Annotated in this window: 16 protein-coding genes and 1 pseudogene; 10 read left to right on the forward strand and 7 right to left on the reverse strand. The window is 37.5% G+C overall.

The features are described 5' to 3' along the window. Positions 1–174: 174 nt before the first annotated feature. Positions 175–741 carry a PAS domain-containing protein gene (locus NL42_RS17495; protein WP_461313723.1) on the forward strand — a complete coding sequence of 189 codons (567 nt, stop codon included), beginning with the start codon at positions 175–177 and terminating at the stop codon, positions 739–741. A 542-nt stretch (positions 742–1,283) separates the two neighbouring features. Here the strand turns inward: NL42_RS17495 and NL42_RS17500 are convergent. Beyond that, the gene (locus tag NL42_RS17500) at positions 1,284–1,886 is read right to left on the reverse strand and encodes a LysE family translocator (RefSeq protein ID WP_461313724.1); all 603 of its coding nucleotides are present in this window, start codon (positions 1,884–1,886) and stop codon (positions 1,284–1,286) included. Positions 1,887–2,027: 141 nt separating this feature from the next. Here NL42_RS17500 and NL42_RS17505 point away from each other — a divergent pair, with 141 nt between their 5' ends. Both NL42_RS17505 and NL42_RS17510 read left to right on the forward strand, forming a co-directional pair. Then, the gene (locus tag NL42_RS17505; RefSeq protein WP_461313725.1) at positions 2,028–2,534 is read left to right on the forward strand and encodes an Lrp/AsnC family transcriptional regulator; all 507 of its coding nucleotides are present in this window, start codon (positions 2,028–2,030) and stop codon (positions 2,532–2,534) included. Positions 2,535–2,584: 50 nt separating this feature from the next. After that, the gene (locus NL42_RS17510; RefSeq protein ID WP_461313726.1) at positions 2,585–2,938 is read left to right on the forward strand and encodes an MmcQ/YjbR family DNA-binding protein; all 354 of its coding nucleotides are present in this window, start codon (positions 2,585–2,587) and stop codon (positions 2,936–2,938) included. Between the two features lie 128 nt (positions 2,939–3,066). Here the strand turns inward: NL42_RS17510 and NL42_RS17515 are convergent, their stop codons facing one another. Beyond that, a complete protein-coding gene (locus NL42_RS17515) occupies positions 3,067–3,993 on the reverse strand; it encodes an AraC family transcriptional regulator (protein WP_461313727.1) in 927 nt (308 codons plus the stop codon). A gap of 115 nt (positions 3,994–4,108) precedes the next feature. Between NL42_RS17515 and NL42_RS17520 the strand changes: the two genes are divergently transcribed. The 3 genes from NL42_RS17520 to NL42_RS17530 all read left to right on the forward strand — a co-directional run bounded on the left by NL42_RS17520 (position 4,109) and on the right by NL42_RS17530 (position 6,536). Then, positions 4,109–4,867: an SDR family NAD(P)-dependent oxidoreductase gene (locus NL42_RS17520; protein ID WP_461313728.1), complete on the forward strand. Its 759-nt coding sequence runs from the start codon at positions 4,109–4,111 to the stop codon at positions 4,865–4,867. A 549-nt stretch (positions 4,868–5,416) separates the two neighbouring features. Beyond that, entirely contained in the window at positions 5,417–5,848 is a 432-nt protein-coding gene (locus tag NL42_RS17525) for a YybH family protein (RefSeq protein WP_461313729.1), read from the forward strand. Positions 5,849–6,137: 289 nt separating this feature from the next. Further along, a complete protein-coding gene (locus NL42_RS17530; protein ID WP_461313730.1) occupies positions 6,138–6,536 on the forward strand; it encodes a TfoX/Sxy family protein in 399 nt (132 codons plus the stop codon). Between the two features lie 537 nt (positions 6,537–7,073). Here NL42_RS17530 and NL42_RS17535 read toward each other — a convergent pair. Beyond that, the gene (locus tag NL42_RS17535; RefSeq protein WP_461313731.1) at positions 7,074–7,940 is read right to left on the reverse strand and encodes a helix-turn-helix domain-containing protein; all 867 of its coding nucleotides are present in this window, start codon (positions 7,938–7,940) and stop codon (positions 7,074–7,076) included. Between the two features lie 347 nt (positions 7,941–8,287). On the opposite strand from NL42_RS17535, the gene NL42_RS17540 reads away from it, so the two are divergent. Together NL42_RS17540 and NL42_RS17545 are read left to right on the forward strand one after the other, a co-directional pair. Further along, positions 8,288–9,550 (forward strand): replication-associated recombination protein A, encoded by a 1,263-nt coding sequence (locus tag NL42_RS17540; RefSeq protein ID WP_461313736.1) that lies wholly within the window; start codon positions 8,288–8,290, stop codon positions 9,548–9,550. Then, positions 9,543–9,629: pseudogene (locus NL42_RS17545) on the forward strand (hypothetical protein); the annotation flags it as partial. The gene NL42_RS17540 and the pseudogene NL42_RS17545, both read left to right, overlap by 8 nt. Positions 9,630–9,895: 266 nt before the next feature. On the opposite strand, the gene NL42_RS17550 reads toward NL42_RS17545, so the two are convergent. Both NL42_RS17550 and trmB read right to left on the reverse strand, forming a co-directional pair. Further along, positions 9,896–11,110: a tyrosine-type recombinase/integrase gene (locus tag NL42_RS17550; RefSeq protein ID WP_461313732.1), complete on the reverse strand. Its 1,215-nt coding sequence runs from the start codon at positions 11,108–11,110 to the stop codon at positions 9,896–9,898. Between the two features lie 182 nt (positions 11,111–11,292). After that, on the reverse strand, positions 11,293–12,009 hold the full coding sequence (gene trmB, locus NL42_RS17555; RefSeq protein ID WP_017389075.1) for a tRNA (guanosine(46)-N7)-methyltransferase TrmB: 717 nt from the start codon (positions 12,007–12,009) through the stop codon (positions 11,293–11,295). A 145-nt stretch (positions 12,010–12,154) separates the two neighbouring features. On the opposite strand from trmB, the gene NL42_RS17560 reads away from it, so the two are divergent. Then, positions 12,155–14,593: an ExeM/NucH family extracellular endonuclease gene (locus NL42_RS17560; RefSeq protein WP_461313733.1), complete on the forward strand. Its 2,439-nt coding sequence runs from the start codon at positions 12,155–12,157 to the stop codon at positions 14,591–14,593. A 207-nt stretch (positions 14,594–14,800) separates the two neighbouring features. Beyond that, positions 14,801–15,412, forward strand: coding sequence for a glutathione binding-like protein (locus NL42_RS17565; RefSeq protein WP_016138765.1), 612 nt, complete (start codon positions 14,801–14,803; stop codon positions 15,410–15,412). Between the two features lie 61 nt (positions 15,413–15,473). Here NL42_RS17565 and NL42_RS17570 read toward each other — a convergent pair whose 3' ends face one another. Together NL42_RS17570 and NL42_RS17575 are read right to left on the reverse strand one after the other, a co-directional pair. Next, positions 15,474–15,818: a hypothetical protein gene (locus NL42_RS17570; RefSeq protein ID WP_461313734.1), complete on the reverse strand. Its 345-nt coding sequence runs from the start codon at positions 15,816–15,818 to the stop codon at positions 15,474–15,476. Between the two features lie 174 nt (positions 15,819–15,992). Further along, positions 15,993–16,573: FAD-dependent oxidoreductase (locus NL42_RS17575; RefSeq protein WP_461313735.1), on the reverse strand; the 581-nt coding region annotated here is incomplete at its 5' end.

The following is a 16,573-nucleotide window of genomic DNA, read 5'->3' on the forward strand; positions in this document are numbered from 1 at the left end:
ATAAATTCAATTAAAACAGTTGCATGTTGTTGCTTTTTTGGGTTTTTTAAAAAAATGATACTTAAGTACTTAATCTTTTAGTTAAGGTAATAAAGTTTAAAGAAAAGCTTTTATTGATGTTGATTTTCTATGCTTTATATTGTTAAAGTAATTATTTTAAAATGGATGTTTATAATGGATTATAATTATCTTGCGTTCGAGTATTGTACAGCTCCTATTGTAGTGTTGAGTAATAGATATATTATTGAAATGAATCCTGCTTTTGAAAATTTGTTTGGGTATAAACGTAAGGAATTAATCGATCATCCAATTGTTAAGCTTTTTCCTAGTTTTGATGACTATGAAAAGGTAGGCAATGACGCAATGAAGAGTTTGCTTAAAAAACAAAGTTGTTTTTACTCAGATCAACGTTTTATGCAACATCGAAATGGGGAGGTGTTTTGGGCACACACTCATGGTAGAACTCTAACTCCTGATGATCCTTTTAAATTGATGGTTTGGCATTTTGAGCGTAAAGATCAGATACCAACATCACCCAAAAATTTAACTCAGCGTGAATCAGAAATTGCAGAATTGATTGTGAATAGTTTTACTTGTAAGGAAATTGCAAAAAAATTAAATTTATCTCATCGAACTGTTGAAGTTCATAAAGCAAATTTAATGAAAAAACTTGAAGTTCACTCTAAATCCGAGCTTACCTCTAAAATTATCATTCATAATAGTATGAGAATATTATTATAGCTTCTAACAGTGCAAAATTATTAGCAATTATTAAGTGCTGAGTATGATGTTGTGCATAAGCATGTTTGAATACTTTTCAAAATGCTAGGCTATAACGTTCAAGTTGGTATTCTAGTTCATTGAAAATTTGATAGCCAAGCAGAAGTGGTAATTTAATGAATTTATTAAGAACGATAAGGTCTATTTAGCAATATAATTAATGATCTGTTCTAAGATTTTACAATATATGTACTTTTTGAAATGCTGTCGAATATGATGAAATATTTGACTTATGGCGAAAAATTTCTAGATTTATTCTAGGTTGTCCTAGTTTTAGCAATTGCCTAAGTAAATTTTAGAAATGAGAGCCAAATTTTGCTCAAATTTGAGAAATTAATATTCTCATATATCTTAGGCCAATACGATTTTATCCAAAGAATTTGTATAGGTTTTAGTGTGTTTAATTTTGTTTTCTTACATCTACTTGATCTTTAATTGAATATATACTGTTGCATCAGATGTATACATGCTGTTGCTGATAAGTCTATGTAACAAAGCCTTTGTTATTCCAAGATCAAGAGTAAGCCTGAACATACCAGAAGAAATGAACAAATAATATTAAATACTCGCATGATTTTTATGTTTCTTATGAATTTCGTAATTACCGAACCAAGAATTGCCCAAACCCATACACAGGGGAAGCTGATTCCAATAAATATAATTGAATAAAAAATAATATCTTGAATAGTAAAATTCATTGGTAAGCAAGTTGAAATGGCAACACTCGCCATAATCCAAGATTTAGGATTAATCCATTGGAAAAGAATTGCTTGAATAAAATTCATCGGTTTTTGTTCATCATCTTCTTGAATTAAAGAAGTATCAATAAATATTTGCCAAGATAAATAAAAAATATAAGCAATACCCATATATTTTATAGCAAGTAACACTTGAGGGATTGTACTTAGAATTTTGTGAAATCCGATACCAATCAAGAACAGCATAATTGCACTACCAAGACTAGCACCTAAGATGTGAGGAAGTGTTTTGTTGGTGCCAAATCGTACGCTAGAAAAAAGGACCATAATATTATTTGGGCCGGGTGTAATAGACATAATAATTGCTAGGAATGAAAAAGATGCTAATTGTTGAATGGAAAAACTCACGAAATAACCTATAAATGGATCTTAACTTTTAGAAAAAGCTATATTGACCAATGCTGAGAAGTAGATAAATAGAATCCTAATTAGATTCGGATTCTATTTATGTTATGCTAATTTTATTAGTTCTCAATAAATAAACTTAAAATGGAAAAAAATTCGAATGCCGTTCAGAAAAACACGTTCAGATCAGTGAACCTAGATGAAAAAGACCGAAAAATATTAACTTTACTTTCGCAAGATGCATCATTGAGTTATGTAGAACTTGGAAAAGAAGTGCATTTATCAGCTCCTTCAGTTCATGAACGCGTTAAAAAAATGAAGAATGAAGGCGTAATCAATGGAATTGTGGCACGCTTAGATAGTGATAAGATTGGTCGCCCGTTGTTGGCATTCATACATGTTGATACGACGAGCTGGGCTGTTACTCGATCAATACTCTTACTTAAAGCATTACCAGAAATTGAGGAAATTCATACTGTCGCTGGGGATAGTGCAATGCTTTTAAAGGTAAGAACAGAAAATACAAGGTCTTTAGAATCACTTTTAGAAGTCATTCATTCAATTGAAGGGTTTAAGGGGACTCGAAGTTATATCGTGTTGACGCCTCATCTAGAAAGGGGGCCGAGCCCCGAGTTAAAAGATCATTTATAAAAACTCAATTTGAACAAAATAATTTACAGACTTCAAAGGTTTGATTAAATATGAAGAGAGAAGATTTATTTAAATATGTTGACGAGTATTTCAAATGTGAACCAGAATATCTTTGGACTAAGTTTCCATCCTATGCTGTGCTTCGCCATAAAGACACTAAAAAATGGTTTGCTGTTATACTGAATGTGACTGGCTCTAAACTTGGTTTAAAAACGGATACCGAGGTTGATATTCTTAATGTAAAAGTGAGGCTGGAACATACAGGGTCTCTACGTATGATGGAAGGTATTTTACCTGCATACCATATGAATAAAGAGCATTGGGTTAGCTTGCTTATCAATGAACCATTATTGAATGAAGTAATATTCGAACTTTTGGTTGATAGCTATGAGTTAGCTTCTTAAAGTTCTTTATATATTTTTTAAAGTAGGTCAAAACTTTGTTCGAGTTTTATCAGTTTAAAAGTGAGTTCAAGGATATTACTTATTTTTTGATTTCTGAATGATATCTGGTCAAGAAATTATTCTACTCTTTACTCAGTTGCTGAATTTTCAATTACTTGTCGTATCTGATGCCTATCGCGAGCGGGTGATACACCAAATTGCCGTAAATATTCGCGACTAAACTGGGATGCGCTTTCATAGCCGACAGCAAATGCGACGTCAGATGCGCGAATGCCAGCAAGTAAAAGCTGGCGAGCTTCTTGCAATCTAAGTTGTTTCTGATATTGGATAGGGCTAAGACCCGTCATTGACAGAAAGTGGCGATGCAGACTTGCCCGACTCATGCCGCTTACATCACACAATGCTTCGATCCGAAGTTGGATATTATAATTGTCTCTGATCCAGGCAATAGCTCGTCGAATACTATCCAATGGGCCATCAGGTTGAGCAATCTGACGTAGCAGTTTCCCCTGAGGTCCCTGTAGAAGACGATAGAGTAATTCCCGTTCGACCAAAGGTGCAAGAATTGGAATATCGTCAGGAGTGTCGAGTAATGATAATAAACGGAGTAATGTGTCACGGAGCGAAGTGTTCATCGGATTTATCATGATGCCGATGCCTTTTTGTTCACGTTCGTGAACTGGCGGCATAGTCGCCGCTAATTCCGCTAGTATGGCCGGATTCAGTACAAGCGATACCGCAACGTAGGGCAGTCCCTCTTCAGAATCAAAAATCTGTCCGATCAAAGGCAAGTCAAGGGCGCTAATAAGATATTGTTCACTATCGTAGCTCAAAAGATTGTCGTTAATCGCAACGCGCTTTGAGCCTTGTAAGATGAAGCAGATCATTGAGCGATATAGGCAAGGAGCCTTGTCTGTAGAGCTTTGTCCGACACACAGGTCTACACGCGGGATCCGTGTAACAGTCAAACCCAGTGAGCCATGGCGTAGTGCTATCTCAAGATGTTGTGTAAGATCGTTCGTCATACACCGATTATAGCAACGATACTTCGCCATGCAAGATGATTGAGATAATTAGGCAATAAGTTGAGTGTATTAGGCGTAGGTTGAAAATCGGTTATTTCTTATCATGAAAAGGTCAAGAAAATACTACTATTGAGAGATATAACTGATGACTAATCATATTGCACTAATCACTGGCGCTAGCCGTGGTCTTGGTCGTAACATGGCACTTCACCTTGCTAAGCGTGGCATCCATATCATTGGAACTTATCGTAGTGGCATCACAGAAGCTGACACTCTGAAACATGAAATCGAGGCACTCGGTGTAAAAGCAACCATGCTACCACTCGATATTACAGATACCACAAGCTATCCAGCATTTATACATGCAGTGATTAATACACTTAATGTTGATTTTGGTCGTGAAAGTTTTGACTTCCTTGTCAATAATGCAGGCAATGGTCTTTTTTCAAACTTTAGCGATGCAACAGAGGAACAGTTCGATTCGCTGGTTGCAACTCATCTTCGTGGTCCAATTTTTCTAACTCAGAAATTATTACCAATCATCGTCGATGGCGGTCGAATTCTGAATGTCTCATCTGGCTTTGTGCGTTTTACTTTGCCTGGATATAGTGTCTATGCAGCAGTCAAAGCCGCAGTTGAGGTTCTGACTCGTTACATGGCAGTAGAGCTTGGTTCACGCCAAATTCGAGTAAATGCAATTGCCCCAGGTGCGATTGCAACCGATTTTGGGGGGGGAGTAGTGCGTGACAATGAAGATGTGAACGCCTATGTAGCACAAGGTATTGCGTTGGGTCGAGTGGGTCTGCCAGATGATATTGGAAGTGCTGTAGCAGCTATTCTGTCTAATGACATGGCTTGGGCTAACGGAACGACTTTCGATATTTCAGGTGGTCAGTTACTGTAACTGGTTAATGTGAATTCTTATATTAATCTATATGTTAGGGATATATCTAGTTAAACTTTTATCTCATGCTTCAGTTGGAGATGAGGGTATAGTCTAGAAAGCAGTTCCTCTTCAATAGCGCTCTTTTGTCCATATGTTAAGATTCTACAGTGCCGTCTTCATTAAACCCGTTATCTGTGAGCCAACCCGTGTCGACGTAAGTGTTGTGAGCCGGCAAAGGGTTAACCATGAGCAGACTTCTAACCGCGCCTATAAAGGGTTCGAAGTTCAGCACTTGCTTGCTTGACCCTTGATCATGAGTATCAGCATGAAGAGGTATTGCCTACGTCCTGCGCATATCTTGCCAGCTATTCTTGCGACGCATGTCTGAGATACGGAACACCCCTAAACCGTGAAGTTTTCATCATTTCATTTGCTCCTTCAACGGTAATGTCAAGAAGTGCCAGACTACGATTGTCTGAAAAGTATCAGCTAAATGCGTTTTATTGCCTTTATGTATTGTATTAGGAACGAGAAAATACCATTTTATAGTTAGTAAGGAAAATATCGATGAACACCAACCTTCAAAAGGTCACTAAGGAAGTGTTTGAGTTGGAGCGCTCGTTCAATGAGCGGTGGAGTACGGGGGACAACAGTGGTTATCTCGACAACTATCATGAGGACATCAGCTACTTTGATCCCGCTCTCGAGAGTCTGCTTGTGGGGCGAGATGCAGTCGTAGATCACATCGAAAAGCTATACAAGAACCCGCTCATCGTGCGTAGTGAGTATCTTAATCCACACGTAATAACCAGTGAAGCAGGTGACTTAGCCATTCTGAGCTACAACCTGCGCAGCTATGTTACTGATGACAACGGCGCAGAAAAATTGCTACGTGCATGGAACGCGACAGAGGTCTATCAGAAGATATCGGGTGCGTGGCGTATCGTGCATTCGAACTGGGCGATCACGCAGTCCATGACCACACCTTCGGCTTCCTGATTAAGGAATGATGCCTTCTTTACTTCTTGTGTAGAGGCAATCTGCTAGCAAAAGCCGTCAGGATCCTTGCCAAGGAGATCCTCGGACAAAAGATGTGAGTCCTTGAGGCTTATGGAGGAATGTTTTCGTATGAATGTGCGTGATCTGACGATCTCCGTACGCTATTTTGATAAGGGGGGACTACATTTCCCTCAAGGTGGGCTAGTGCATCACTCCTTAACTGATCAAGATTTCATATCATTTGGTTATTGAAAAATGCGGGTGCAGGACAGGCCAAAGAGGGATGGGCATGAGAAAGAGCCAAGTCGAAATCAAACACAGCAAAAAGGATCCAAGAATGACCCAGCAATCAAAAAAAAATCAAGCAATTGCAGATTATTATGTAGATCAGCTCTCATCCTGGGCAAAGATCACGACACGGCAAATGTTCGGTGCCGTTGCACTCTATCGGCAAGATTATGTCTTTGCTATGGCTTGGCACGGAGGCATCTACTTCAAAGTTGATGAGGATACGCGAAAGAATTACGAGGCCGCAGGTTCCCACGCCTTGGGCTATTTAAGCGAAGGTGAGGAGCACACATTAAAATCCTACTGGGAAGTACCTGCTGATGTGGTTGAGGATCGGGAGCAACTTCAGAAGTGGGCCGAGTATGCTTACTGTGCGGCAGTTAAGAGTGCTAAGGGTTGAGCGATAGTGATGCCGTTTCTAGAGGCTACACTCATGTTGGTATGGATATAAACTACAACCTATATGTTTGGTTGTAATAGATTATGGGCAATGCAACCGACGTTACAATTACCACGCCTAGATCATAAATATACTTAAAAAATAAACTAGTTTGAAGTTTTAGTAGTTGATATTGTTTCTGATTACATCACACAATACTTCGATCTGAAGTTGGATACTATAGTTGTCACTGATCCAGACAACAGCTTGTTGAATCCCAATGAATGTATTATCAAGTTGTGCAATTTGACGTAAAAGTTGCCTTCGATGTCTTTGTAGAATATGACATTGACATATTAACTCCCATTTGAACATAGGTGCAAGAATTGGAATGCCGTTACGGAGGTCAATCAACCATGAATATGTACAATAAAATGATCTATATTGAAGTACTTCATCTGAGAATCTAAATTTTAATTTATCGGATGAAGCAAAAAATTAATCTTAAATAATTGAGTTATTCAAGTCCTTGATCTTGATTGATCAAGGGCAATAAATTCACTTGTTATGATTTCTGAAAGCCACGGGGCTCAATTGTGTTTCACGTTTAAAAAATTTACAAAAATATGTTGCCTCGCTAAATCCAAGTAACTCACTAATTTCTGTTACGTTAAGCTCACTATAATGAAGCAGTCGTTTGCTTTCTAGGATTAGACGTCTAGTAATCAGTGATTTGGTTGATTGCCCAGTACTATTCAGACAAATTCTAGATAATGTCTTTTCACTGCAAGCCATTTTTTCTGCATATTTAACTGGGCTATGCCATTCTTTAAAATGCTGATCTAGAAGTTGTTGAAAATACAGAAAGTATCGCTCAGACTTATTAGGTGTAGATATGTCCTTTTGTCCTATAAGATTTATTCTTACTAACAGAGCATATAGTTGAAATTGAAGAAGTTTTGAAGAAAGCTCTGTATAGGGTAGCGAACTATCTTCAAACATTTGTTTCAGATTTATTTCAGCTAAAATACTATCTCTAGTATTTAGCGAGCAGATTGCGGGTAGTGCTGACAGCGAAGAAACGTGGTCAATATGAATTAAAGCGTCTGGTCTTAGTAGCAGCATGTATCCATTCCAGCCATCGTAGTTCCCAAGGCTATGCACTTGTCCTACTTTAACCGAGAGGAAACTTCCCCTATGACAGTCAACTGGTTCGAAATCAATCCACTGTCGGCATTCTCCTTCAGTGACTAGTATAATTAGAGGACATTCATATAAGTAATGTCTTTGAAAACCAAGTTTACTACTACGTGACTGTAAATCTGAAACACGAATAACCTCTAGATCGTAAGCGTAATGTAGCGATGCTGGTTGAAATTTCACTCGTCCCAAGTGATCTGTTAATGCAACTTGTGATTTGTCCAAAAAACACCTCATTAATGGCCGTAAAAAGCCTTTAATTACTAGTATTGTCTATATAGTATATTATTTGTGAGATTTTATAAAATTCACGTTATTGGCTATTAATTAACTCAACCCTCTGATTCTTATTTTTATTGAAGTGATTTAGAGCGTGATCCGTGCCTTAAATTGAATGAAATCAGACAAGAAATTTATAGATATACAATGATATTTATATCAAATTATTATCATTCGATAATCTGCTTAAAGAATATTATGTCAGGAATTTCGTTATCCAGAAAGGAGGTTAAATGTATCAGAGCACACTTTTTTCTCAGGATTCTCAACGAAATAGGCCACTTGCTATCCGGATGAGACCAAATACTTTAAGTGATTTTGTCGGCCAGCCTCACCTATTAGGCAAGGGTAAAATATTACGCGATATGATTGAGCAAGACTCAATTTCATCAATGATATTATGGGGTGCTCCTGGCATTGGAAAAACCACCCTAGCTGAAATAATCGCTAAATCAACAAAAGCACGCATTATTACCTTTAGTGCCGTTACTGGCGGTATAAAAGATATAAAGAAAATAATGGAAGAAGCTGAGTTAACCCGACAGATTGGTCAGAAAACACTGATCTTTGTTGATGAAATACATCGTTTCAATAAAGCACAGCAGGATGTATTTTTACCCTATGTTGAAAAGGGAAGTATCATCCTCATTGGTGCAACTACAGAAAACCCTTCTTTTGAAGTCAATGCGGCATTACTGTCCAGAGCAAAGGTATTTGTTCTTGAAAGTCTTAATTCTTCTGACATTATGACTTTATTAACCCGTACGCTCTCATCCCCTCAAGGGTTGGCAGAATATAACGTGAAATATGATGATTCAATTTTATTAGCTATTGCAAACTTTGCAAATGGCGATGCTAGAACGGCATTGAATACATTAGAAATGGCGGTAATTAATGGCAAAAAATTAGATGATGGCATTATTATTAGTGAGGATCACTTGTACGATCTGTTGAATCGTAAATCCATGCTCTATGATAAAAATGGCGAAGAACATTACAACATAATTTCTGCTTTACATAAATCTATGCGTAATAGCGATACTGATTCAGCCATATACTGGCTTGCGAGAATGCTGGAAGGGGGGGAAGACCCTGTGTACATAGCACGACGTTTGATACGATTTGCAAGCGAAGATATTGGTCTAGCAGATTGTAATGCTTTGAATCTGACAGTGAATGTTTTCCAATCCTGCCAGATGTTGGGAATGCCAGAGTGTGACGTACATTTGACCCAAGCTGTAACTTATCTTTCACTTGCACCAAAATCAAATGCCATTTATCAAGCTAGGTTAAATGTTATTAAGGATATCAAGAATGCCCCTAGTGAGCCTGTTCCTCTTCATCTGCGTAATGCACCAACCAAGCTCATGAAGGAAATCGGTTTTGGTAAAGGTTATCAACTAGCTCACCATTACCCAGATAAGACAACTACTATGCAAACTATGCCCCCAGCATTAATAGGACACCGTTACTACTTTCCGACTGACGAAGGTGATGAGAAAGAATTCAACAAACGTATCCATAGATTGGAATATCTTAAAAAGATAAATAAATAATTTATATGTTGTAAAAGGCTGTAAGATAACAACCTACAATGATGGGCCTGTGAAAATGGTTAATCTAAAAATGGATTAACCATGTGATGCTTCACTTCCTAAAGACTATAAATTCTCTAAATAGAACCTGTATGGTATTTCATATATAATTTTTAAACATTATTGAAATGTATTTGCAAAGCCTTTAGCTATCAGTAGCTAGAGGCTTAGTTTTATGCGCTTAATTCTAATTTTGACTACAAAATTCTCTCCCATCAGCTATTAATATTTTAGGTTTTTTCAAGATATGCACAGCTTAAGTAAACAACTGGTAATTTATGGAATCTGTAGAAATTTCCTAATTAACTAAATAGTTGATGACTTTTCTATTAAACTAAAAACTCTGTCACTCCATTTTTGCATAATTTCTATACGTTGAGTTTTATATATAGCTTTATTATAGATACCTTTTATACCTGCAATTTTATGATTTAGACAAGCTTCTACAGCATTTTCTAGAAAACCAAGTTCATTAAGATGGGTACTGGCAGTTCTTCGTAAATCATGAATTGTAAAAGGTTCAATTTGGGATTTTAGTAATACTTTTTCTTGGACAGTGTTCAAAGTAGCTTTACTAATATGAGTTCCAATTTTTTTTCCTGCAAAGAGATAGCTACTACTGTAATTGAAATTTCTAAGTTCAAGTAATAGGTTTATTATTTGATCGGAAAGGAAAACAACCATTTCTCGGCTATTACCAGTATTACTGTCTGCTTTAGTTTTAGGAACAACCCAAATTCTATTTTCAAAATCTATATGTACCCATTTTGCGCTAATAAGCTCACTTTTCCGTAGCAAAGTTAACAGTGAAAGAAGTAAGCCAATTTGAAAAGGGCGCTGTATTCTATCCATACTCAATAACGTTGTGTAAAAATTAGTGATTTCATCGTATGACAAAAAACGCTCTCTAGGTCGATATTTATAAACATGTTTAGCTGGGATAGATGAAACAATATTGTATTGAACTAAACCTAGAGTAACAGCATAATCAAACATCCTGCTAAGTAGACCACGAATTTGCCACGCAGTAGCATCATGCCCTCGATCTTTTTGACTCCAAATAATCTGCCTGATTTGATCGACAGTAATATCTGAAATTAACAAATGACCTATAATTGGATAAATATCATTATTTAAATATAATTGCATAGTTGAGGTTGAGGTGCGATCTTTTGCAATCACCTCATTAACATATCTTTCACCATAGCTTTTGAAGTTCGGTAATTGCATTTGGGTTGTTTTTGTAGATTGTTTAGGAGAAATGCCTTTCGCAATTTTTGTAGCGACTTCATCCCTTAATTGTCTTGCATCTTTTAGTGAAATTGCAGGGTAATGCCCAAGAGTTAACTTTTCTTGCTTTTTATTTATAGTGTACCTATACATCCAAGTTTTTCGCCCAGTGGGTTTTATGTCGATAAACAAACCATTATTTAATTTATCTTTAGCTGTATACCTTTTTTCTTTAGCTTTTAAAGATTGAATTTCTCTATCAGTTGAGAAAATGATTGTATTTACATTCATTTTAATACCTATATTTGAGACTATTTTTTGTATTCTGATACTATTTTGAGACTAAAAAAGTTTAGCATGTATTAGACTAATTTGGATGCGGTAAGTTAGAAAAATAGCATTAAATAAAAGATATTTAATGCTATTTTTAGTTTTTTGGATTAGATTAGATGGGGTCGGAATTATCTGGATTTTTAATTTATTTTCTTAAAGATAAAGTCATTAATCTTATGACCTGACTCAATACCACGGCGTTCGAACTTAGTCACTGGGCGCCAGTCTGGACGTGGGTAGCTATTGCCTTTACCTGCTAAGTTTTCAAGATCTGGACGATTATCTAATACATCTAGCATCCATTCAGCATACGGTTCCCAATCTGTTGCAGCATGGAACGTACCCCCAAGCTCAAGTTTTTGTTCAACCAATGGCATACGCTCATGAGCAACAAAACGACGTTTGAAATGACGTTTCTTTTGCCAAGGATCTGGGAAGTAAAGCTGAACACAGTTAATGCTGTTGTCTGGCATTTCACGTAAAACCTGAATCGCGTCTGCATCAAGTACACGTAAGTTTTTAACTTCTGCTATACCTGCTTCATATAAACATTGGGCAATACCTGGCACATGGACTTCAATACCCACATAGTTACGTTCAGGGTTTGCTTTTGCCATAAGTACTAACGAACGACCCATACCAAAACCGATTTCAACAGTTAATGGACGCTCTGGGTGTTCGAAGTGTTGACGTAGGTCGCCAACAGGATATTCCAAAATTAAATCGCGATGTTGTTCTAATGCCGTGCGTTGAGACGTATTAAGTGGTGCTGAACGACGCATAAACGTCACAATTTCACGGTGTTCAGGCAAATTGTCTAAGTCTGCAATTTGCGTTTCTAACTGATCGATCGACATAACCTTGGCAATATTGAAATTCAAATGCGGTATTTTAAGTCTTCATGGGATCAAGTCAAATGTTTCGGTGTTTTTCTTCATGTAGATGTCATGATCAATATTTACTCTAAGAGACTAATTAAAACTCATATGAACACTTTTACTCATGAAAACTTTTCAATTAAGAACACTTTCGGTCTTTTTAAGTGCATTAGGTGCATTTTCATATAGCTCAGTTGCTCAAGCGCAGCTGATGTTTAGCCAATATGTTGATGGCAGCAGCAATAAAAAAGGCTTGGAAATTTATAATCCAGATGGCGCTACAGTTAATTTAGCCGATTATGAGATTCAACAATTTAATAATGGTGGTACAGCAAAGACTGTGGCTTTTCGTTTACAAGGCACACTCGCGAGTAAGCAGAAGTTTTTGGTAGGTCGTTCTGAGTTGCAAACAGAGCTTGGAAGTAAAGTTAATCAGGTGGCTGCTTTATCTTTTAATGGAGATGATGCGGTTGTACTTGTTTATAAAGGAACGCCTGTAGACCGTTTTGGGCGTATTGGTGAGCGTCCAGCAGCGGGATGGGGGACGGCAGTTTCAAGCTTGGGAAATAGTTTTAAGCGTATTGAAACAGAAAACCCAGCTTTAAGTGTTGATGCAACCGCAGCATTTGATTTGGATCATTCATGGTCGGCATGGACAAACCGAAATGACTTTTCAAATTTATCAGGTTCTACAACTCAGCCTCCTGTTGAAACAGTAAGTTGCTCAAGCTCAGATACAGCCATTGCTGACTTGGCGGCAGCCACTCAAGACCAGACTTATACTGTGCGTGGTGTGATTACAGCTGACTATCGTTATGTCAATGGTTTCTCTGGTTTTTATGTTCAGACACCAGACACAAAAGCACGTGCAAATGTCAGCAATGCCATTTTTGTTTATATTCCAAATAGCAGTGCGGTAAAAGGTGGACAAGTTGGCGATGAAGTTATTTTACGTGGCCGTTTAACAAGCTACCAAAACCAGCTACAGATAGATCAATTACAACAAGATATTCAAACCTGTAATAGCAATATGGCAAATCAGGTTCAGCCGATTAGCCTTGAACTTCCGTTTGCTAGTTTAACGAGTGGCTCAATTAATTCACCGCAGCGTTATCAAGGGATGTTGGTCAAATTACCTCAGACTTTAACGGTGAGCGAGAACTATAATTATGGCCGTTATGGTGAATTGTCGCTGAGTTTAGGCCGCTTATATATCCCAACTAATTTATATCCAGCCTTGTCGCCAGAAGCTAAAGCTCTAGCTCAGAAAAATTTATTATCGAAAATTATTTTTGATGATGGCTATAACAATCAAAACCGTACACCTTGGTTACCAAGCAATTTTAGTGCTGCCAATACGTTACGCTCGGGTTATCAACTTAAAAATGCTGAAGGTATTTTAGAATACCGTTTTAATGGTTGGCGTGTACAACCTGTGCTTGGACGTAATCAGCCTGAAGTTATTACTCAAACAAACCCACGTCAAAGCGTTCTTACTAAAAATGCGAATCACATTCGTGTAGCTTCATTTAACGTTTTGAATTATGACAATGGCGCAACGGGTTTCCCAACAGAGCGTGGTGCGACAACACAAGCTGAGTTTGATAAACAGCATCGTAAAATTGTGAGTGCATTAAAAGCGATTGATGCCGATGTTTACGGTTTAATGGAAATTGCGAACAATGGTTATGGACCTAACAGTGCAATTGCCAATTTGACCAAAGCTTTAGGTAGCGATTGGAAATATGTGGTTCCTGAAAACTTAGATCGTTTAGGTGATGATGCAATCGCAGTTGCTATTATCTATAACAGCAAACGTGTTAAGCCTTTAAATAAACCTGTTGTGCTTGATTTAGGCGACAAGAACCGAACAACTTTGGCGCAAAGTTTCCAAGCAGTTCGTGGCAATAAAACATTTACCGTTATTCCAAACCATTTGAAGTCAAAGGGCTGTACTGGAGTAGATGCAAACTCTACTGATGCAGACCAAAAAGATGGTCAAGGCTGCTGGAATCCAACTCGTGTGAAAGCCGTTGATCAAATTGTGCAATGGCTCGCGAAAAATCCAACTCAAGTGCCTAAGCAAAATGCTTTACTTGTAGGGGATATGAACAGTTACGCAAAAGAAGAACCTATTTTGTCATTTGAGAAAGCGAACTATAAAGTTTTACTTAATGACACTAAGGTTGGTCAGGGTACTCAGGCATATAGTTATGTTTTTGGTGTTGCGAGTGATGCCAACGGTAATGGTGGAGCAGGTAACCTAGATCATGCAATTGCTGATGCAGCTTTATATCCAAAAGTGGTCAGAACATTTGCATGGCATATCAATGCAGATGAACCAACGCTTTTAGATTACAACGAAGAATATAAAACAGATGAGCAAAAGGCATTGTTCTATGGTGAAGATGCTTATCGTTCTTCGGATCATGACCCTGTAATTGTCGATCTGGATTTAAATGGAAAAGACTCAACTCATCCTGACGATGATAAGAAAAATGGGATTTTTGATTTCTTAACTGAATTAGTGAACTGGCTTAGTCAGCTTTTTAAGCGTAATTAACGGAAAAATTGCGTGACGCAAATGTGTTTTATCATATTTTAAACAATCGTCACGCAAGACAACTTGCAAGGAATGACTTTTTGAAGAATATTAGATGGTGTAAGTATTTTATAAGTTTACGCTTTTTTACAATTAAAGAATTGGGCAAACCTTGCAGGTTTTCTAGAAGCAATTTAAAACGTTAATATGAGATAACAAGGATCAGATATGAAATTATATTATTCGCCAGGCGCATGTTCTTTAGCTGCACATATTATTTTAAATGAAATTAATGTTGATTTTGACTTAGAACGGGTAAATTTAAAAACTCATAAAACAGAAAAAGGCGCAGATTATTACGAGATTAATCCAAAAGGATATGTACCAGCTTTAGAAATTAATCCGGGTTTAATGTTAACTGAAAACGTTGCGATTTTACCGTTTCTTGCTCAGCATGACCCTAAACAAGATTTAATTCCTCCATCAGGGATGGGCCGTGCGAAAGTATTGGAGTGGTTGGGATATTTGAACTCTGAATTACATGATGCATATGCAGTCTTCTTTGGGGCGTCATTAACAACTGATGAAAAAACTAAAGCTTATGCAGAAATTGATCGCCTTTTAAAATATATCGATAACTATTTGTCTGAATCTGATTATGATTATTTAGTAAATGATAATTTTGGCCCAGCAGATGCTTATCTATTTGTTTTAACAAACTGGTCAAACTCAATTGAGCATGATCTAACGCCATATAAGCACATTATTGCATTACGTAATAAAGTTGCAGAGCGTCAATCTGTACAAATTGCGATGCGTGATGAAGGTCTAATTTCATAATTAGTTTTTTAGACTTTAAAAAAAGCCCCTGTATGAACAGGGGCTTTTTTATTTCTAGAGATTAGTGTTGAGCATCTTTTTTTACTTCAGCAGCGGTCTTTTCAACAGCTTGAGCTGTATCGGCAGTTGCCTTACGAGCAGTTGCTTCAGTTTTTGCAGCAGCTTCAGCGGTAGCATCAGCAGCATGGTCAGTTGCAGCATCAATTTTTGCAGTCGCTTTATCAGTTGCAGTAGCAATATCGCTTGCAGCTTTGTCACCAGCAGATTTGATATCAGCAGTTGCTTGTTGAGCAGCATTTTCTAAGTGTTCACCCGTTGTCGCACCTGTTTCTGGCGCTTTATCTTTATTACATCCAACAAGAGCAACGGTCGCAGCAAGACCTAAAGCAACAAGTAATTTATTCATTGTGTTTTTCCTTCTAATTCATGGCATCCAAAATTATGGATGTCTAAAATATAAACATAAACTAACTGATTAATAAAGATCGAAAATTGTTAAAGAGTTGTAACTCCAATATTAAAAAAGCCTAGCATTTTGTAATGCTAGGCTTGGGTTAAATCGTACTGGTTTGACTAAATTTTATAGCCCAGAACGGATGATGTAATCAAACGCAGAGAGTGATGCTTTAGCGCCTTCACCTGTGGCAATAATGATTTGCTTGTAAGGTACTGTTGTACAGTCACCCGCAGCAAATACACCTTTGACATTGGTTTCATTGCGGTCATTCACAATGATCTCACCACGGTTGGTTAACTCAACTTCACTGTCTTTTAAGAAGTCAGTATTTGGCAGTAAACCAATCTGTACAAAGATCCCTGCAAGTTCTACTACATGCTCTTTATCAGTGGCACGGTCTTTATATTTAAGACCAGTCACTTGTGATCCGTCACCTAATACTTCTGTACTTAAGGCATTCATAATCACAGTTGTGTTTGGCAAGCTATGCAGTTTGTTTTGCAAAACTTGGTCTGCACGAAGTTTTGTGTCGAACTCAACCAAAGTCACATGCTCAACAATCCCTGCAAGGTCAATTGCAGCTTCAACACCTGAGTTACCACCACCAATCACGGCAACACGTTTGCCTTTGAACAATGGACCATCACAGTGTGGGCAGTACGCGACACCACGGGTACGGTATTCTTGCTCACCCGGTACATTCA

The organism is Acinetobacter sp. GN11, from assembly GCF_054823985.1.